Raw genomic sequence first — 16658 nt, forward strand, 5'->3', positions numbered from 1 at the left:
ACCCTTTTCGGGGTCGGTCGCCGGCGCGGCCGGTTCCGGATTCGCCGGCTTGGGGTCCGCCGGCGCCGGGCTGGGTGCCGGTGCGGTCCCGCTCATTCGCGCTCGGGGCTGCGGGCCGGCCGCTCTTCGCGCGCTGGGACGCGTTCGTTGTTGCGGGCGTTGCCGCGGGCTTCGGTGGGGATGTCGTCCTCCGGCACGAAGGTCGGCTCCTCCCGTTCGAGGCCGGGCGTGGGCGGCGTGATGCCGCGCGGGGTGCGGATGAAGGGCATGGGGATTCCTGGGATATCGGTCCGGTTCAGATCGCCGGGCGTGGCACGCCGGGATCCTCGGGTTCCGCCTGCGGCAAGGCCTGGCCGAACTCCGGCTCGATCGGCAACTGCGTCGGGTTGGGCGCGGGCGTGTCCGTGCCGGGCGGGAAAGGTTCGGGTTCGACCGGCTGGTGACCCGGCGTGTGGGCGGTGTTCATCTCAGAAGGGGCTCTTGGCGCCCAGGGAGGGTTCGACCGGCCGCGCCCGCGCAGGCTGTGGCTGCACCGGCGCCGTGGCCTGGGCGGGCGGGGAGAAGCCGTCGTCCAGGCTGTCGAGCAGCGGCTCGGATGGACGCAGGCTGGGATCGATGTCGTCTGGGTGCATGGGCGGCCTCCGTAGGCTGGATCGTGCCGCGCCGCACGGCCGCCGGGACCCGGCGGGCAGACCCTGCGGCTGTAGTCGCAGGGCTCGCGCAGGGTCAGTGCTTTTCCTCGGCCTGGCGTTGCAGCTCGCGCCGGGCGACGCTGCTCGGCTCGTGCGTGAAGGGCAGCCGCGGCAGGCCGATCAGCGCCTGCAGGCGCGCATGGGCGCGGTCCATGTCGGCGCCGATCATGGCCAGGCCGACCTCGTTGGAGGGCTCGTTCTGCGCCACGTCCAGGTAGGCATTGCGCAGGCGCTGGTAGTCCGCGTCGGCGCGGGCCACCTCTTCCTGCAGCGCGAGCACCTTGGCGTACTCGGCCCGGCTGTAGCGCGCGCTCGTACCCGCCGTCGCCGGACCGCGGCTGGGCGCTGCGGACTTCTCCATTGCGTTCGCCCGTGCGTGCGGGCCGTTCCTGGTGCTCATGCGGGCCATGCTAGGAATTAGCGCACGGTAAAGCTGTAGGACGGGACGCCACGCGCCCGCAGTCCACGGGACGGCACGTGCGGTTTTCCCGCACTGCCGCCAATGGCGATCAGGCGGGCAGGTCCTTCTTCTCGCCCAGCACTTCGCGCTCGTACGCGTGCAGCGAGGGCAGGCCGCCCGTGTGCAGGAACAGCACGTTCTCGTCGCCGCGGAAGAAGCCGTCGCGCGCCAGGCCGATCAGGCCGGCCATGATCTTGCCGGTGTAGACCGGGTCGAGCGGGATGCCCTCGGTGCGGGCCAGCATCTGCACGGCTTCCACCATGCGCTGGTTCGGCACCGAATACTTGGGCTGCCAGTAGCCGCCCACGCACTCCACGTCCTCCGGCTTCACCCGGACGGCGACGCCCAACAGGTCCAGCACGGCCTGCGCTTCCTTCAGCACCAGCGGCTGCTGGTCCGCCGGGTCGCGGCTCACGCCGATGCCGGTGATGGGGATGCGGATGTTGTTGCCCAGGAAGCCCGCCACCAGGCCGCCGTGCGTGCCGGAGCTGCCGGAGCCGACGACGAGGCGGTCGATGCGCACGCCCTGCTCGAACATCTGCTGCTGCAATTCCTGCGCGCAGGACACGTAGCCGAGGCCGCCGATGGCGTTGGAGCCGCCGCCGGGGATGATGTAGGCCTTGCGGCCCGCGCGGGCGACCTCTTCGGCCACCTTCTGCATCTCGGCGGCCATGTTGCTGCCGCCGGGCACGACCGTGATCGCCTCGACGCCCAGCAGGCGGAACATGAAGTTGTTGCCGCTGGCCTGCTCGTCGTAGCTGTCGGGCACGCGCTCCTCGATGACAAAGCGGCACTTCAGCCCCTCCTTCACCGCGGCGGCCAGCGTGATGCGGCAGTGGTTCGACTGCGGCGCGCCGCAGGTCACCAGCGTGTCGGCGCCCTGGGCCAGCGCGTCGGCCACGAGGAATTCGAGCTTGCGCGTCTTGTTGCCGCCGGGGAACAGGCCCAGCATGTCGTCGCGCTTGATCCAGATGCGCGGTGCCTTGCCAGCCGGGCAGGTGGCGGCCAGTGCCTCGGTGAAGCGGGGCAGGAATTCGAGCGGCGTGTCGAAGCCGGTGTAGCGGCGGCGGGGAAAGCGGGAAAGGTCCATGGGTCGTGTCTCTCTGCGAAGCGGCCATCGTATGCCAAACCGGACTGCGCGCCTTTTTCCTGATCCATCGGCAGGATCCGTCTGCTTTTTAATTAAGGTTCGCGCAGCTAAGCTTGCGCGCGTACCTGGTCCTACCCTCAAGGAGACTCACCCATGAAGAAATCCATCGGCCTCATGGCCCTGGTGCTGGCCATCGGCCTCGGCAGCGCCTTCGACGCCGACGCCGCGCGCCGCCTTGGCGGCGGCAAGTCCGCCGGCATGCAGCGGCAGAACGTCACCACCCCGGCGCAGACGCCGCCGGCCGGCAGCCCGTCGGCGGTGCCCGGCCAGGCCGCACCGGCCGCCGGCGCGGCTACGGCGGGTGCGGCCGCCAAGGCCGCTCCGTCGCGCAGCTGGATGGGCCCGATCGCCGGGCTGGCCGCCGGCATCGGCCTGATGGCCCTGGCTTCGCACCTGGGCTTCGGCGCGGCGATGGCCAACATGATGATGATCGGCCTGCTGGTGATGGTGGTGCTGGCAGTGGTCGCCTTCGTGATGCGCAGGAAGATGGCGGCCGGCGCCCCTGGCCTGGCCTCCGCCGGCGCGCCGATCGCGCGGACCTCCGCGCCGTCTTCGCCCACGCCCTTCGGCGGCGGCAGCGGCTCGCTGATCGGCTCGCGCCTGGGCAGCGCGCCGGACGCGCAGCCCGCGACCATCCCGGCCGGCTTCGACACGGCGGCCTTCGAGCGCAACGCCAAGGCGCAGTTCATGGCGCTGCAGGAAGCCAACGACGCCGCCGACCTGGCGCGCCTGCGCGGCTACCTCACGCCGGAGATGTTCGACATCATCTCCGCGGACCTCGCCGGGCGTGGCAACGCGCCGCAGAAGACCGAGGTGTTCGGCCTCGAAGCCCGCGTGCTGCAGGTCGCGGAAGAGACCACGCAGTACGTCGTGAGCGTGCGCTTCACCGGCAGCGTGCGTGACGAGCCGGGTGCCACGCCCGAAGACCTGGACGAAGTGTGGCACTTGGCCAAGCCGCGCTTCGGCGACGGCGGCTGGGTGATCGCCGGCATCCAGCAGGTGGGCTGAAGCCCCGCCGCCGGCCGCGCACGGGTCAACCCGGCGCGCGGCCGGCCGGCAGCAGTTTCTGCACCAGCGGGTGGTGCACGCGGCGCTCGGCGGAGATCAGGTAGAAGTGCTCGACGATGTCGGGCGTCTCCCCCAGCAGCCGAACCCCCTTGTCCTTCAGCAGTTCCTCGCGCGTCCATTGCGACGCGGGGAAGGCGCCCATGCCGCTGCGGCCGAAGGCGGCCAGCAGCGCGCTGTCCTCGAACTCCCCGGCGATGCGCGGGCGCAGTCCGTGGCGCTCGAACCATTGCTCCAGCCGCGGCCGCACGGCCGCGTGTCCCGTCGGCAGCAGCACGGGCAGGTCGGCCAGGCAGGCCGGGAAGGTGCGCGCGCCCTTGGCGGCCATGGCCGCGGGCGCGAACCAGGCGAGCGGCGCTTCGCCGAGATGGTGGCTGTACAGGCGCAGGTTGGGGTTGGCCGGCGCCGCGCGGTCGGACAGCACGGCGTCGAGGCGGTGCAGCGCCAGGTCGCCCAGCAGCCGGTCGAACTCGTCTTCGTGGCACAGGAGTCGCACGCGCGGGTCCTGCAGCGCCGGCTGCAGCAGGTGGCGCACCACGAGCTTGGGCAGGCCGTCGGAGATGCCCACGGCGAGCCGTTGCCCCTGGCCGGTGGCGGCCTCGCGGACCGAGGCCACGAGCTGTTCGCCGAGCTGGAAGATCTGGTCGGCATGCACCATCGCCGCCTGGCCGGCTTCGGTCAGGGTGATGCCACGGCCGGCTGGCTTGAACAGCGCGTGGCCGAGGGACTGCTCCAGCTCGCGCACCTGGGCGCTCACGGTCTGCACGGCCACGTCCAGGCGCTCGGCAGCGCGCGCCATGCCGCCTTCCTTGGCGACGACCCAGAAGTAGTAGAGGTGCCGGTAGTTGAGCGGGGCCACGGACGCGAGTGTGCCCTGAAGTCAGCCGTGCAATCTGTTGCTCCGGCCGCGCCACACCCGTGACAGCATGTTCCATCCATCCACACACCCCAAGGGAGAACCCAAGACATGCACGCCCCCGACAAGCGCGTCACCCTTCCCGGCATCGCCCTGCTGCTGGCTGGCGGCTACTTCGCCGCCCGCGCCCTGCAGGAGCGGCGGCGCCACCATCCGCTCGACGTCCTGACCGACCCGGTGCTCGAACACGACGTCCACGTGCGCGTGCCGATGGCCGCCGCGGTCGGTGCCGTCGCCGCCCTGGCGGTGGGCGGTTACCTCTTCGCCCACCAGCGCCGCCAGGGCTCCGGCATGGCCAAGCACTTCGTCGAGTTCGTCGAACTCGACGTGCCCGTGAGCACGGCGTACAACCAATGGACGCAGTTCGAGGAGTTCCCGAAGTTCATGGCCACCGTGCAATCGGTGGAGCAGGTGGACGACACCCACCTGCACTGGCGCGCCCTGGTCGGCGGCAAGATCAAGGAATGGGACGCGGAGATCACCGAACAGATCCCCGACCAGCGCATCGCCTGGCGCAGCATCGGCGGCGTCGACAACAGCGGCGTCGTCACCTTTCACAAGATCAACGACAACCGCACGCGCGTCACGCTGCAGATGGACTACAGCCCGCAGACGATCGCGGAAAAGGCCGGCGACGTGGTCGGCGCGGTCAAGCTCACGACCAAGGCGAACCTGCAGAAGTTCAAGAAGCTGGTGGAATCGCGCGGCGCGGAAACGGGCGCGTGGCGGGGGACCGTGACGCATTGAAGCGCATCCCGGAATGCAAAACGCCCACCGATGGTGGGCGTTTTTCGTCTGCGGCGGACCGCGAAGACTTGGCGGAGTGGACGGGACTCGAACCCGCGACCCCCGGCGTGACAGGCCGGTATTCTAACCAACTGAACTACCACTCCACGTGGCTGCAGCTTCCCCCGGCGCGAAGCCTGGGCGAGGACTGCGCCTCGTTGCCTGGTCAACTTGCGTTGATCTGGCGACCCTACGGGGATTCGAACCCCGGTACTCACCGTGAAAGGGTGATGTCCTAGGCCTCTAGACGATAGGGTCGTAACCTGGACGTGGCCCTTGCAGACCGTTCGACATCTGCTTTGGTGGAGGTAAGCGGGATCGAACCGCTGACCTCTTGCATGCCATGCAAGCGCTCTCCCAGCTGAGCTATACCCCCTTGCAGGTGTCGAGCCTCGCATTATATGGTGATTTTCAGGCCCTCCGCAGCCGGTCCAAAACTTTCTGCCGGAGTGACAGCGCCAAGACAGCATCCAGCGACGGCGTCTGCGCCGTTCCCATCACCAGCACGCGCACCGGCATCGCCAGCTGCGGCATCTTCAGGCCGGTGGCGCGCAGGGTCTCCTTGACGGCCTCGGCGATGTCTTCCTTCGTCCACGGGCAGCCTTCCAGCATCTTCGCCAGCATGCCGATGGCCGGGCGCACGCCGTCGGTGACGTGCTTGGCGGCCTCGTCGGCGTTCGGCTCGACGTCCACGTAGAAGCGCTGCGCCCAGTCGGCGAGCACCAGGGTGGTGTCGCACCGGTCCTTGAACAGGCCGCAGATCGCGGGCAGGCGTTCGTCGGGCGCGATACCGCGCTTTTCGAGGAGCGGCCGAACCAGCAGGGCGAGCGCGTCGTCCGCCGTCGCCTTCATGTGCTGCGCGTTCACCCAGCGCAGCTTGGCCTCGTCGAACTGCGCGGCGCTCTTGCCCAGGTGGTCCAGGTCGAACCAGGCCAGGAACTGCTCGCGGCTGAAGATCTCGTCGTCGCCGTGCGACCAGCCCAGGCGGGCCAGGTAGTTCACCACGCCGTCGGCCAGGTAGCCCTCGTCGCGGTACTGCGTGACGGCCTTGGCGCCGTTGCGCTTGGACATCTTCTCGCCCTGCTCGTTCAGCACGGTGGGCAGGTGCGCGTACACCGGCGGTTCCTGGCCGAGCGCGCGGAAGATGTTGATCTGGCGCGGCGTGTTGTTCACGTGGTCGTCACCGCGGATCACGTGCGTGATCCGCATGTCGATGTCGTCGACCACCACGCAGAAGTTGTACGTGGGCGTCCCGTCCGGCCGCGCGATCACCAGGTCGTCGAGTTCGTCGTTGCTGATCTCGATGCGGCCCTTGACCTTGTCCTCCCACACCACCGATCCGCCGACCGGGTTGCGGAAGCGCAGCACCGGCTGCACGCCCTCGGGCGGCACCGGCAGCGTCTTGCCCGGCTCGGGCCGCCAGGTGCCGTCGTAGCGCGGTTTCTCCTTGGCGGCCATCTGGCGCTCGCGCAGCGCGTCGAGCTCCGCCACGCTCATGTAGCAGGGATAGACCAGGCCCTGCTCGCGCATCTGAGCGATCACCTCGCGGTAGCGGTCCATGCGCTGCATCTGGAAGAAGGGCCCCTCGTCCGGGTCGAGGCCCAGCCAGCGCATGCCTTCGAGGATGACGTCGACGGCCGCCTGCGAGGAGCGCTCGAGGTCGGTGTCCTCGATGCGCAGGATGAAGGTGCCGCCCTGCGACCGGGCGAACGCCCAGGGATAGAGCGCCGAGCGGATGTTGCCCAGGTGGATGAAGCCGGTGGGCGAGGGTGCGAAGCGGGTTCTGACTTTCACAATTTGGAGAGGCCGCGCTGGAGGTCGGCCTTGATGTCTTCTACGTGTTCCAGGCCGACGGCCAGGCGGACGAGGCCCTGGCCGATGCCGGCGGCCTGGCGCTGTTCCTCGCTCAGGCGGCCGTGCGAGGTCGTGGCCGAGTGGCTGATGATGCTCTTGGTGTCGCCCAGGTTGGTGGCGATGCTGAGGACTTCGCAGCTGTCGATCACCTTGAAGGCATTGCGGCGCAGCGTGTCCGGGTCGCTGCCCTTCACGTCGAACGACACGATGGGGCCGCCCAGGCCGGACTGCTGGCGCAGCGCCAGCGCGTGCTGCGGGTGCGATTCCAGGCCGGGGTAGTACACGCGCGTCACGGCCGGTTGCGCGGCGAGGAACCGCGCGACGGCCAGCGCGTTGGCGCAATGCGCCTGCATGCGGATGCCCAGCGTCTCCAGCCCCTTGATCACGACCCAGGCGTTGAACGGGGCGAGCGTCATGCCCGCCGTGCGCACGATGGGGGCGAACACGTCGTTCACCAGCTTCTCCGGCCCGCAGATCGCGCCCGCCATCACGCGGCCCTGGCCGTCGAGGTACTTGGTGCCGGAATGGATCACGAGGTCGGCGCCGAGCTCGGTGGGCCGCTGCAGCGCGGGCGTGCAGAAGCAGTTGTCCACCGTCAGCAGCGCGCCGGCTCCGTGGGCGATGTCGGCGAGCGCCTGGATGTCGCACACGTCCGTCAGCGGATTGGTCGGCGTCTCGGCGAACAGCAGCTTCGTGTTCGGGCGCACCGCCGCCTTCCATTCGTGCAGGTCGGTCTGCGAGACGAAGGTCGACTGCACGCCGAACTTGCCGAACTCCTTGGCGAACAGGTTCAGCGTGGAGCCGAACACGGACCGCGAGCAGATCACGTGGTCGCCCGTCTTCAGCAACCCCATCCCCAGCAACAGGATCGCGGCCATGCCGGTGGAGGTGCCGATGGCGGCCTCCGTCCCTTCCATCGCCGCCAGCCTCTGCTCGAAGCCGGTCACCGTGGGGTTCGAGGTGCGGCCGTAGGTGTAGCCCTCCTGCGGGTTCGCGAAGCGGTGCGCGGAGGTCTCGGCGTCGGGCTGCAGGAAGCCGCTGGTGAGGTACAGCGCCTCCGAGTTCTCGCCGTACTGGCTCGGTGCTATGCCGGCGCGGATGGCCAGCGTGTCCCGGTGCAGGCCCGGGGGAAGCTTCTTGCCCTTCATGGTCAGGCTTCCTGCGCGTTCGGGATGGCGAGGCGGCTGGAGCTTTCCTCCAGCACGTCTTCCTGGCCGATGCGCGCTTCGTTGATGCGCGCGATGTCGTCCGGGTTGATGTCGCCGGTGACGTACACGCCGTCGAAGCAGGAGGCGTCGAAGCCGTCCAGCTTGGGGTTCAGCTTGCCGATGGCGTTCTTCATGCCCTCGACGTCCTGGTAGATCAATGCGTCGCAGCCAATGAGCTGGCGCACTTCCTCCACCGTGCGGCCGTGGGCGACCAGCTCGGTGGCCGTGGGCATGTCGATGCCATAGACGTTGGGGAAGCGCACGGGCGGCGCCGCGCTGGCCATGTAGACCTTGCGCGCGCCGGCGTCGCGCGCCATCTGCACGATCTCGCGGCTGGTGGTGCCGCGCACGATGGAGTCGTCGACCAGCAGCACGTTGCGGCCCTTGAACTCGCTGGTGATCACGTTGAGCTTCTGGCGCACCGACTTCTTGCGCACGGCCTGGCCCGGCATGATGAAGGTGCGGCCGACGTAGCGGTTCTTGACGAAGCCTTCGCGGTAGGGGATGCCGAGCAGCTGCGCCAGCTGCATCGCGCTCGGGCGGCTGGACTCGGGAATCGGGATCACGACGTCGATCTCGTTCGGCGGCACCGTGGAGATCACGCGCTTGGCCAGCGTCTCGCCCAGGTTCAGGCGCGCCTGGTAGACGGAGATGCCGTCCATCTCGGAATCCGGGCGCGCGAGGTACACGAACTCGAAGATGCAGGGCGACAGCTTCGTTTCCTGCGCGCACTGCTGCGTGTGCACCTGGCCCTGCACGTCGATGAAGACCGCTTCTCCGGGCGCGACGTTGCGCTCGAAGGTGTGGCCCGTGCCTTCCAGCGTGACCGATTCGCTGGCCACCATCACCGTGCCGTCGGCGCTGCGGCCGAAGGCCAGCGGCCGGATGCCGTACGGGTCGCGGAAGGCCACCAGGCCGTGTCCGGCGATCAGCGCCACCACCGCATACGAGCCGCGCACGCGCTTGTGCACGTTGGCCACCGCGGCGAACACGTCCTGCGGCGTCAGGGCGACGCCGCGCGTCGTGCGCTCCAGCTCGTGCGCGAACACGTTCACCAGCACCTCGGTGTCGCTCTCGGTGTTGATGTGGCGGTGGTCGGTGGAGAACAGCTCCGCCTTGAGCGCCTGCGCATTGGTGAGGTTGCCGTTGTGCGCCAGCGTGATGCCGAAGGGCGCGTTCACGTAGAAAGGCTGCGCCTCCTCTTCGCTCGCGGCATTGCCGGCGGTGGGATAGCGCACCTGGCCCAGGCCCGCGTTGCCGGGCAGCGCGCGCATGTTGCGGGTGCGGAAGACGTCGCGCACCATGCCCTTGGCCTTGTGCATGTAGACCTTGCGGCCCTGCAGGGTGACGATGCCGGCCGCATCCTGGCCGCGGTGCTGCAGCAGCAGCAGCGCGTCGTAGATCAGCTGGTTGACCGGGCCGGGCCCGACGACCCCGACGATTCCGCACATAGAACTTCTTTCCTTACGCCGGGAGGTACGCACCGAACGATTCGGGCACCACCGGCTTCAATCCACGCAAGGCCGCCGTCGCCACGCCGGCCGTCACCGATTCCGTCCACCACGCGCCGTCCTTCAGCCCCGTGAGGTGCACCACCACGGCCAGCGCCAGCACGGCCACCGTGCCCCGCACCAGGCCGAACATGCCGCCGAGCGCCCGGTCGACCGGCCGCAGGCCCACGGCTTCGATCAGCTTCTTCGTCAGCCAGGCGAGCAGCCCGCCCGCGAACAGCGCCGCGATGAACACCAGCACGAACCCGCCCGCGTACTGCGCCGATTCGCCGAAGCGCGCCAGCGGCAGCCACTCCGCCGCCCGCGGCGCCAGCCACTGGGCCAGCACGAAGGCCGCGATCCAGTTCAGCACCGACAGCACCTCGTAGACCAGCCCGCGCCACAGGCCCAGCAGCACGGACGCCGCGAGCAGGGCCAGGATGATCCAGTCCAGCGTGGACACTACAACGTGAGGACGGCGGCGGGCAAATCCAGCCCCTTGATCTTCTCGGCGGCCTTGTCGGCTTCGGCGCGCGAGGCGAACGGGCCGGCCCGCACGCGGATGCGCTTGCCGTCCTTGGTCTCGGCCACGTTGGTGTAGTTCTTCAGCCCCGCGCGCTCCAGCTTCTGCTGGGCCACCCTGGCCTTGTCTCGTTCGGAGAAGGCGCCGACCTGCACCACGTAGCGCGAGCCGGCGGCCTCCACGTCGACCGAGCGGCCTTCCAGCAGCGCGCGCGCCTTGGCGGTTTCGGCGGCCGAGGCGACCTTGGCGTCCGGCCGCGATTCCGCCTTCGGCTCAGGCTTCTTCTCAGGCGCCGGTTCGGCCTTCGCGACCTTTTCCGTGGGCTCGGCCTTCTCCGTGATGACCGGGGTTTCGACCCGGGCCGGCGCCGCCGGCGTGGGGCTCGGCGCGGCCGCGACCGGCGCCGCAGGTGCCGGCGGCGGCGTCACCTTGCCGGCCGCCACCGGCGCGGCGGGCGGGGGCGCCAGGGGCTTGACCTTGTTGCGGTCCGGGATCTCGATCGGGATGTCCACGGCCACGGGCCGCGGTTGCGTATCGAACAGCACGGGAAAGCCGATCACGCCGGCGAGCACCAGCACCACCGCGCCGATCAGCCGGTGGCGCGCACGGCGGCGCACGGCTTCGATGCTTTCGGTGGGGGAGGCCGCGGCCTTGGGCTCGTCGACCTTTTTGCGCAGCTTGAACAAGGCCATGGCGGGGCGTTTCAGCCTAGGTGTTGGGCGGACAGGCGGGGCACACCGTGCATGAGGACGCCGCCCACCGTGTAGAACGATCCGAACACGAGAATTCTATCAGCCGGCTCTGCAGCGGCCACCGCGGCACGCAGCGCCTCCGCGGGGGAGGAATGGGTGCTGGCGGGCACCTCGCGTCGCCCGGGCACCGCCTGCCACTGCTGCAGCAAGGACTGCGCGCTCGCGGCGCGCGGTGTCGGCAAGTCGGTGAAGTACCAGCGATCCGCCAGCGGCCCGATCTTCGCGAGCATGGTCGGCAGATCCTTGTCGCCCATGGCGCCGAACACGGCGTGCGTGGTCGGATAGAAGCCCATCGCGTCGAGGTTGGCGGCCAGGGCGGCCACCGCATGCGGGTTGTGCGCGACGTCCAGCACCAGCGCCGGCTGGCCGGGCACGATCTGGAAGCGCCCCGGCAGTTCGACCATGGCCAGCCCGTTGCGGATCGCCTGCGCATTAACCGGCAGGCGTTGCCGCAGCGCCTCGAACGCGGCCAGCGCACCGGACGCATTGAGTAACTGGTTGGCACCGCGCAACGCCGGGTACGCCAGGCCGGGATGGCGGCGGCCGCGGCCGGCCCAGGCCCACTGCTGCTTGTCGCCGGAGAAGTTGAAGTCGCGCCCCAGCAGCCAGAGGTCGGCGCCGATGGCCTGCGCGTACTGCAGCACGCTGTGCGGCGGCAGCGGGTCGCTGACGATCGCAGGCTTCCCCTCGCGCAGGATGCCGGCCTTCTCGCGGCCGATGCTGTCGCGGTCCGGACCGAGGTAGTCCATGTGGTCCAGGTCGATCGTGGTGAGGATCGCGCAGTCGGTGTCGATCACGTTCACCGCGTCGAGCCGGCCGCCCAGCCCCACTTCGAGGATCGCCGCGTCGAGGTTCGCCGCCGCCATCAGGCTCAGGATCGCCAGCGTGGTGAACTCGAAGTAGGTCAGCGTCACGCCCTCGCGCGCGGCCTCGACGCGTTCGAAGTGCGGCACCAGGTCCTGCGGGCGCACGATCTCGCCGGCGATGCGGCAGCGTTCCTCGAAGTGCACCAGGTGCGGCGACGTGTACACGCCGGTGCGCCAGCCGGCCTGCAGGGCGATCGCTTCCAGCAGCGCGCAGGTCGAACCCTTGCCGTTGGTGCCGGCCACGGTGATGACGGGACAGTCGAAGCGCAGCCCCATCCGGTCGCGCACCTGCTGCACCCGTTCCAGGCCCATGTCGATGGTCTTGGGGTGCAGGCGCTCGCAATGCGCGAGCCAGTCGCTCAGGTCTTTCATCCCCGCATTGTCCCGCGAGCCGCGCACTATCATCCGGCGCATGGCCACCACCCTCTACGGCATCCCGAATTGCGACACCGTGAAGAAGGCGCGCGCCTGGCTCGCCGGCGAGGGCGTGGAGCACGCCTTCCACGACTTCAAGAAGGCGGGGGTCCCGCCGGACCACCTGGACCGGTGGATGCAGTCCGCCGGTTGGGAAAAGCTGCTGAACCGGCAGGGCACGACCTGGCGCAAGCTGGACCCGGCGGTGCAGGCCGGCGCCCGGGACGCGGCCGGGGCGCGGTCGCTGATGCTGGCCCAGCCGAGCGTCATCAAGCGCCCGGTCGTGGAGTGGCCGGACGGCGCCGTCACGGTCGGCTTCGACCCGGCGGGCTGGGCGTTGCGCGCCCGCCGCTGAAAGGCGTACGTTTACCGGTGCTTTACGGTAAATCCCGCGAAGCCCAGCCGCGCGGTGTCTAGACTTTCAGGACCAAGCAGTCCAAGAGCACTCCCATGAAACAGACCCTTCTTTTCACCGCGCTGGGGCTCGCCGCCCTCGGCGCCTCCGCGCAGGAAGTGGGACGGGTGATCTCCAGCACGCCCGTGATCCAGCAGGTGGCCGTGCCGCGCACCTACTGCAACCAGGGCGCGCCCGTGCTGGTGCAACCCCAGACCTCCGGCGGCGGCGGCCTGCTGGGCGCCATCGCCGGCGCCGCGATCGGCAGCACCATCGGCGGCGGCAGCGGCACGGCCGCGGCCATGCTGATCGGCTCGGTCGGCGGCGCCATCGTCGGCAACAACATCGAGGCCAACGGCCAGCGCCCGTACTACGCCGGCACCCAGCCGCAGTGCTCCACCGAGACCAGCTACGAGAACCGCGCGGTCGCCTACAACGTCACCTACGAATACGCCGGCCGCGAGTACACGGTGCAGATGCCGCACGACCCGGGCGCGACCATCCCGCTGCAGGTGTCACCGGTGGGTTCTTCGGGCGGCAGCTACTACCCGCCGGTGCAGGCGGGTGCGCCGGTGATCGCGCCGCCGGTGACGACCGTCACGCAGGTGGCGCCGGTGATCGTGCAGCCGTATGCCGCCTATCCGGCCTATCCGGCTTACCCCGTGTACGCGCCCTACCCGGCGTACCGCCCGGCTTTCCCAATCGGCATCTCCTTCGGCTACCACTACCACGGTGGCCACCGGCACCACCGCCGGCACCGGCACTGAACCACCCCGTCATTCCCGCGCAGGCGGGAATCCAGGGCATCAGGAAAAGGAAAGCCCCGCGTCCGCGGGGCTTCTTCATTCGGGAGCCCTGGGTCCCCGCCTTCGCGGGGACGAGGGCCACTACAGCGGCGTCTGCAGCACCGCCCCCTTCCAGAGGATCGGCCCCTGCGCCGGCGTGCCCTCCGGGACGCCGCCCTTGGCCTCGAGCGTGATCGCGAACAGCGGCGACTGCGCCACCACCTGCGGCTGTGCGGGCAGGCGCAGCACGTCCTGCTCCGCCAGGACGCCGAGCGAACGCGGGGCCCCGCCGGTGGCAGGCACCGCCCACAACTGCAGCGATTTCTCGGGGCCCTCGGCGAAGTTGACCATGCGCTTGAGCGTCAGCGTGCCGTGCTTCGGATCGAACAGCGCCAGCATCGTCGGCGTGGCCTTGTCGTCGTGCAGCACGGAGACGTAGCGCACCTCGGGTTGCGCCTGCAGCTGCGCGACGAGTTCGCGGTTCTGGCTGGCCAGCTGCACGCCTTGCTGGCGCAGCTGGGCCAGCTGCGTCCGGCTGACGTCCAGTTCGTTGCGCAGGTTGAGCGTGACCGCGACCACGGCCAGGCTCGCCGCCACCGCGGCCAGGGCGCCGGCACGCCACCAGTTGCGCGCGCGCCGCAGCAGCTCGGACCCGGCAGGCTCCGGGGCCGGTTGCATCGCGGTGCGCGGTTCGGCGGCGACTTCGTTCGCGATGCGCTTCCAGACGTTGGGGCTGGGCGCCTCCGCCGGCTGCAGCTCCGTCATCGACATGAAGCGTTCCTGCCAGACCAGCGCGCGGGCGCGCAGGCCCGGATTGCGGCGGGCGAGCGCCTCGAAGCGGCGGCGCGCGCCGCCGCGCAAGGTGCCGAGGGCATAGGAGGCCGCCAGGCGGTCCATCAGTTCGGGGCTGTCGAAGATGTTCATCGCGGCCCCTTCAAGCGTAACGGGCCATGCAGCCCCGCAGCTGGTCCAGCCCGCGCCGGATCCAGGTCTTGACCGTGCCCAGCGGCAGCTTGAGCTGCTCGGCGAGCTCGCTGTGGCTCAGGTCGCGCAGGTAGGCCAGGCTCACCACCTCGCGCTGCCGCGCCTCCAGCCGGCTGAGGCAGTCGTACAGGGCCGTGGCCTGCTGGCTGGCCTGCGTCGTGTCCACCGGGTCGGGGCTGTCGCCGGCCACCGTCTCGCTGACCATCTCGTCCAGCTCGTGGTGCGCGTCGGCCCGTTCGCTGGTGCGGCGGCGCAGGAAATCCAGCGCGCGGCTGCGCACGATCATCCCCATCCAGGCCAGCGGCGGGCTGAGCGTCGCGCGGTAGTCGCCCGCCGAACGCCACACGTGCACGAAGGCTTCCTGCAGCACGTCCTCCGCCCACTCCCGGTTGCCCACGACCTTGACGGCCAGCCCGTAGAGGCGGCTGGAGGTCTGGTCGTAGAGGGCTCGCAGCGCCTGTTCGCTCTGGCGCTGGCGGCCCGGGTCGGCGATGCGCGCCGCCACGCCGTCGATCAGCGCGATCAGCACGTCATCGGATAAGTTCGATGTCATAGAAAGGTATTCTCCACGACAGGATACGCAGCGCGCGCGCCTTCGGATTCACCGCCGGGGGGCCCGCCAGCGCGCTCGCCTAAAATCGCGGGTTTCCCCTGAAGCTTTCCCCATGACCACCGACAAACTCGAGGTCGCCTCCGTCGCGACCAAGGCCAACGTGTACTTCGACGGCAAGTGCGTGAGCCACGGCATCCAGCTGGCCGACGGCACGAAGAAGTCGGTGGGCGTGATCCTGCCTGCCACCCTGACGTTCAACACGGGCGCGGCGGAAATCATGGAATGCGTGGCCGGCGCCTGCGAATACAAGCTGGCCGGCAGCAGCGAGTGGAAGAAGTCCGCGGCCGGCGAGAAGTTCTCGGTGCCCGCCCACTCCAGCTTCGAGATCCGCGTGGCCGAGGCCTACCACTACATCTGCCACTTCGGCTGATCCGACCATGAGCACCATCCTCGAGAACCTGCCCCTCGGCCAGAAGGTCGGCATCGCCTTTTCCGGCGGCCTGGACACCAGCGCCGCCCTGCACTGGATGAAGAAGAAGGGCGCCCTGCCCTACGCGTACACCGCCAACCTCGGCCAGCCCGACGAGCCGGACTACGAGGAGATCCCGCGCAAGGCGATGGAGTACGGCGCCGAGAAGGCGCGCCTGGTCGACTGCCGCAAGCAGCTGGCGCACGAGGGCATCGCCGCCCTGCAGTGCGGCGCCTTCCACATCTCCACCGCGGGCGTGACCTACTTCAACACCACGCCGCTGGGCCGCGCCGTGACCGGCACGATGCTGGTGGCCGCGATGAAGGAGGACGACGTCCATATCTGGGGCGACGGCAGCACCTTCAAGGGCAACGACATCGAGCGCTTCTACCGCTACGGGCTGCTGACCAACCCGTCGCTGCGCATCTACAAGCCGTGGCTGGACCAGCAGTTCATCGACGAACTCGGTGGCCGCGCGGAGATGTCCGCGTTCATGACGGCGGCCGGCTTCGGCTACAAGATGTCGGCCGAAAAGGCCTACTCCACCGACAGCAACATGCTCGGCGCGACGCACGAGGCGAAGGACCTGGAGCACCTGAACTCCGGCATCAAGATCGTCAACCCGATCATGGGCGTGGCCTTCTGGAAGGACGAAGTGCAGGTCAAGGCCGAAGAGGTGCGCGTGCGCTTCGAGGAAGGCCAGCCGGTCGCCCTGAACGGCAAGGCCTTCGACGACCCGGTCGAACTGATCCTGGAGGCCAACCGCATCGGCGGCCGGCACGGCCTGGGCATGAGCGACCAGATCGAGAACCGCATCATCGAGGCCAAGAGCCGCGGCATCTACGAGGCCCCCGGCCTGGCGCTGCTGTTCATCGCCTACGAGCGCCTGGTCACCGGCATCCACAACGAGGACACGATCGAGCAGTACCGCGACAACGGCCGCCGCCTCGGCCGCCTGCTGTACCAGGGCCGCTGGTTCGACCCGCAGGCGATCATGCTGCGCGAGACGGCGCAGCGCTGGGTGGCGCGCGCCGTCACCGGCGAGGTGACGCTGGAACTGCGCCGCGGCAACGACTACTCGCTGCTGGACACCGCGTCGCCCAACCTCACCTACCACCCCGAACGCCTGACGATGGAGAAGGGCCAGAGCGCCTTCTCGCCGAAGGACCGCATCGGCCAGCTGACCATGCGCAACCTGGACATCACGGACACGCGCGACAAGCTGGGCATCTACTCGCGCGCCGGACTGCTGGTGACGGGCGGCGACGCGCCGCTGCCCTCGCTCGGGAAGGACTGA

The 16658-nt window shown here is 69.7% G+C and carries 20 protein-coding genes and 3 tRNA genes; 6 read left to right on the plus strand and 17 right to left on the minus strand.

Going from position 1 to position 16658, the window contains the following annotated elements; all coding sequences use genetic code 11:
• Window positions 1-92 precede the first annotated feature (92 nt).
• The 5 genes from IM787_RS00135 to cuyA all read right to left on the minus strand — a co-directional run bounded on the left by IM787_RS00135 (window position 93) and on the right by cuyA (window position 2242).
• The gene (locus tag IM787_RS00135) at window positions 93-269 is read right to left on the minus strand and encodes a hypothetical protein (protein ID WP_193674612.1); all 177 of its coding nucleotides are present in this window, start codon (window positions 267-269) and stop codon (window positions 93-95) included.
• A gap of 26 nt (window positions 270-295) precedes the next feature.
• The gene (locus IM787_RS00140) at window positions 296-466 is read right to left on the minus strand and encodes a hypothetical protein (RefSeq protein ID WP_193674613.1); all 171 of its coding nucleotides are present in this window, start codon (window positions 464-466) and stop codon (window positions 296-298) included.
• Between the two features lies 1 nt (window position 467).
• Window positions 468-632 carry a hypothetical protein gene (locus IM787_RS00145; RefSeq protein ID WP_193674614.1) on the minus strand — a complete coding sequence of 55 codons (165 nt, stop codon included), beginning with the start codon at window positions 630-632 and terminating at the stop codon, window positions 468-470.
• 94 nt (window positions 633-726) lie between these two features.
• A complete protein-coding gene (locus IM787_RS00150) occupies window positions 727-1092 on the minus strand; it encodes a hypothetical protein (protein WP_193674615.1) in 366 nt (121 codons plus the stop codon).
• Between the two features lie 109 nt (window positions 1093-1201).
• A complete protein-coding gene (gene cuyA / locus IM787_RS00155) occupies window positions 1202-2242 on the minus strand; it encodes a D-cysteate sulfo-lyase (RefSeq protein ID WP_193674616.1) in 1041 nt (346 codons plus the stop codon).
• A gap of 153 nt (window positions 2243-2395) precedes the next feature.
• Here cuyA and IM787_RS00160 point away from each other — a divergent pair, with 153 nt between their 5' ends.
• Window positions 2396-3310, plus strand: a complete 915-nt coding sequence (locus IM787_RS00160) for a Tim44 domain-containing protein (protein ID WP_193674617.1) — start codon at window positions 2396-2398, stop codon at window positions 3308-3310.
• 25 nt (window positions 3311-3335) lie between these two features.
• Here IM787_RS00160 and IM787_RS00165 read toward each other — a convergent pair whose 3' ends face one another.
• Window positions 3336-4226, minus strand: coding sequence for a LysR family transcriptional regulator (locus IM787_RS00165; RefSeq protein WP_193674618.1), 891 nt, complete (start codon window positions 4224-4226; stop codon window positions 3336-3338).
• A gap of 108 nt (window positions 4227-4334) precedes the next feature.
• Here IM787_RS00165 and IM787_RS00170 point away from each other — a divergent pair, with 108 nt between their 5' ends.
• Complete coding sequence (locus IM787_RS00170) at window positions 4335-5030, plus strand: SRPBCC family protein (protein ID WP_227494022.1); 696 nt, start codon at window positions 4335-4337, stop codon at window positions 5028-5030.
• Window positions 5031-5099: 69 nt separating this feature from the next.
• Here IM787_RS00170 and IM787_RS00175 read toward each other — a convergent pair.
• The 9 genes from IM787_RS00175 to folC form a co-directional block, all read right to left on the minus strand.
• A tRNA-Asp gene (locus tag IM787_RS00175) sits at window positions 5100-5176 on the minus strand.
• 75 nt (window positions 5177-5251) lie between these two features.
• A tRNA-Glu gene (locus IM787_RS00180) sits at window positions 5252-5327 on the minus strand.
• A gap of 42 nt (window positions 5328-5369) precedes the next feature.
• A tRNA-Ala gene (locus IM787_RS00185) sits at window positions 5370-5445 on the minus strand.
• A 35-nt stretch (window positions 5446-5480) separates the two neighbouring features.
• Entirely contained in the window at window positions 5481-6863 is a 1383-nt protein-coding gene (gltX, locus tag IM787_RS00190; protein WP_193674619.1) for a glutamate--tRNA ligase, read from the minus strand.
• Complete coding sequence (locus tag IM787_RS00195) at window positions 6860-8071, minus strand: O-succinylhomoserine sulfhydrylase (protein WP_193674620.1); 1212 nt, start codon at window positions 8069-8071, stop codon at window positions 6860-6862. Before IM787_RS00195 ends, gltX begins: the two co-directional genes overlap by 4 nt.
• 2 nt (window positions 8072-8073) lie before the next feature.
• Window positions 8074-9582: an amidophosphoribosyltransferase gene (purF, locus tag IM787_RS00200; RefSeq protein WP_193674621.1), complete on the minus strand. Its 1509-nt coding sequence runs from the start codon at window positions 9580-9582 to the stop codon at window positions 8074-8076.
• A gap of 13 nt (window positions 9583-9595) precedes the next feature.
• The gene (locus tag IM787_RS00205; protein WP_193674622.1) at window positions 9596-10084 is read right to left on the minus strand and encodes a CvpA family protein; all 489 of its coding nucleotides are present in this window, start codon (window positions 10082-10084) and stop codon (window positions 9596-9598) included.
• The gene (locus IM787_RS00210) at window positions 10084-10836 is read right to left on the minus strand and encodes an SPOR domain-containing protein (protein ID WP_193674623.1); all 753 of its coding nucleotides are present in this window, start codon (window positions 10834-10836) and stop codon (window positions 10084-10086) included. The genes IM787_RS00205 and IM787_RS00210 overlap by 1 nt, the downstream gene beginning before the upstream one ends.
• Before the next feature lie 11 nt (window positions 10837-10847).
• Window positions 10848-12134, minus strand: coding sequence for a bifunctional tetrahydrofolate synthase/dihydrofolate synthase (folC, locus tag IM787_RS00215; protein ID WP_193674624.1), 1287 nt, complete (start codon window positions 12132-12134; stop codon window positions 10848-10850).
• A gap of 40 nt (window positions 12135-12174) precedes the next feature.
• On the opposite strand from folC, the gene IM787_RS00220 reads away from it, so the two are divergent.
• Together IM787_RS00220 and IM787_RS00225 are read left to right on the plus strand one after the other, a co-directional pair.
• Window positions 12175-12531: an ArsC family reductase gene (locus IM787_RS00220; RefSeq protein ID WP_193674625.1), complete on the plus strand. Its 357-nt coding sequence runs from the start codon at window positions 12175-12177 to the stop codon at window positions 12529-12531.
• 95 nt (window positions 12532-12626) lie between these two features.
• Window positions 12627-13337, plus strand: coding sequence for a glycine zipper 2TM domain-containing protein (locus tag IM787_RS00225; RefSeq protein WP_193674626.1), 711 nt, complete (start codon window positions 12627-12629; stop codon window positions 13335-13337).
• 120 nt (window positions 13338-13457) lie between these two features.
• Here the strand turns inward: IM787_RS00225 and IM787_RS00230 are convergent, their stop codons facing one another.
• Both IM787_RS00230 and IM787_RS00235 read right to left on the minus strand, forming a co-directional pair.
• Window positions 13458-14279, minus strand: coding sequence for an anti-sigma factor (locus tag IM787_RS00230; protein WP_193674627.1), 822 nt, complete (start codon window positions 14277-14279; stop codon window positions 13458-13460).
• A 10-nt stretch (window positions 14280-14289) separates the two neighbouring features.
• Window positions 14290-14892, minus strand: a complete 603-nt coding sequence (locus tag IM787_RS00235) for an RNA polymerase sigma factor (protein WP_193674628.1) — start codon at window positions 14890-14892, stop codon at window positions 14290-14292.
• A gap of 112 nt (window positions 14893-15004) precedes the next feature.
• On the opposite strand from IM787_RS00235, the gene ppnP reads away from it, so the two are divergent.
• Complete coding sequence (ppnP, locus tag IM787_RS00240; RefSeq protein ID WP_193674629.1) at window positions 15005-15322, plus strand: pyrimidine/purine nucleoside phosphorylase; 318 nt, start codon at window positions 15005-15007, stop codon at window positions 15320-15322.
• Between the two features lie 7 nt (window positions 15323-15329).
• Window positions 15330-16658 (plus strand): argininosuccinate synthase, encoded by a 1329-nt coding sequence (argG, locus tag IM787_RS00245; protein ID WP_193674630.1) that lies wholly within the window; start codon window positions 15330-15332, stop codon window positions 16656-16658.

It is taken from the genome of Ramlibacter pallidus, from assembly GCF_015070875.1.
GTDB classification, from domain to species: domain Bacteria; phylum Pseudomonadota; class Gammaproteobacteria; order Burkholderiales; family Burkholderiaceae_C; genus Ramlibacter; species Ramlibacter pallidus.

What these genes read in the sequence shown, in the direction of transcription:
- cuyA (WP_193674616.1), bottom strand. Translation starts at nt 2,242, where the DNA reads ATGGACCTTTCCCGCTTTCCCCGCCGCCGCTACACCGGCTTCGACACG.
- IM787_RS00195 (WP_193674620.1), bottom strand. Translation starts at nt 8,071, where the DNA reads ATGAAGGGCAAGAAGCTTCCCCCGGGCCTGCACCGGGACACGCTGGCC.
- ppnP (WP_193674629.1), top strand. Translation starts at nt 15,005, where the DNA reads ATGACCACCGACAAACTCGAGGTCGCCTCCGTCGCGACCAAGGCCAAC.
- IM787_RS00235 (WP_193674628.1), bottom strand. Translation starts at nt 14,892, where the DNA reads ATGACATCGAACTTATCCGATGACGTGCTGATCGCGCTGATCGACGGC.
- folC (WP_193674624.1), bottom strand. Translation starts at nt 12,134, where the DNA reads ATGAAAGACCTGAGCGACTGGCTCGCGCATTGCGAGCGCCTGCACCCC.
- purF (WP_193674621.1), bottom strand. Translation starts at nt 9,582, where the DNA reads ATGTGCGGAATCGTCGGGGTCGTCGGGCCCGGCCCGGTCAACCAGCTG.
- IM787_RS00135 (WP_193674612.1), bottom strand. Translation starts at nt 269, where the DNA reads ATGCCCTTCATCCGCACCCCGCGCGGCATCACGCCGCCCACGCCCGGC.
- IM787_RS00225 (WP_193674626.1), top strand. Translation starts at nt 12,627, where the DNA reads ATGAAACAGACCCTTCTTTTCACCGCGCTGGGGCTCGCCGCCCTCGGC.
- IM787_RS00145 (WP_193674614.1), bottom strand. Translation starts at nt 632, where the DNA reads ATGCACCCAGACGACATCGATCCCAGCCTGCGTCCATCCGAGCCGCTG.
- IM787_RS00150 (WP_193674615.1), bottom strand. Translation starts at nt 1,092, where the DNA reads ATGAGCACCAGGAACGGCCCGCACGCACGGGCGAACGCAATGGAGAAG.
- IM787_RS00140 (WP_193674613.1), bottom strand. Translation starts at nt 466, where the DNA reads ATGAACACCGCCCACACGCCGGGTCACCAGCCGGTCGAACCCGAACCT.
- argG (WP_193674630.1), top strand. Translation starts at nt 15,330, where the DNA reads ATGAGCACCATCCTCGAGAACCTGCCCCTCGGCCAGAAGGTCGGCATC.
- IM787_RS00210 (WP_193674623.1), bottom strand. Translation starts at nt 10,836, where the DNA reads ATGGCCTTGTTCAAGCTGCGCAAAAAGGTCGACGAGCCCAAGGCCGCG.
- IM787_RS00170 (WP_227494022.1), top strand. Translation starts at nt 4,335, where the DNA reads ATGCACGCCCCCGACAAGCGCGTCACCCTTCCCGGCATCGCCCTGCTG.
- IM787_RS00220 (WP_193674625.1), top strand. Translation starts at nt 12,175, where the DNA reads ATGGCCACCACCCTCTACGGCATCCCGAATTGCGACACCGTGAAGAAG.
- IM787_RS00230 (WP_193674627.1), bottom strand. Translation starts at nt 14,279, where the DNA reads ATGAACATCTTCGACAGCCCCGAACTGATGGACCGCCTGGCGGCCTCC.
- IM787_RS00160 (WP_193674617.1), top strand. Translation starts at nt 2,396, where the DNA reads ATGAAGAAATCCATCGGCCTCATGGCCCTGGTGCTGGCCATCGGCCTC.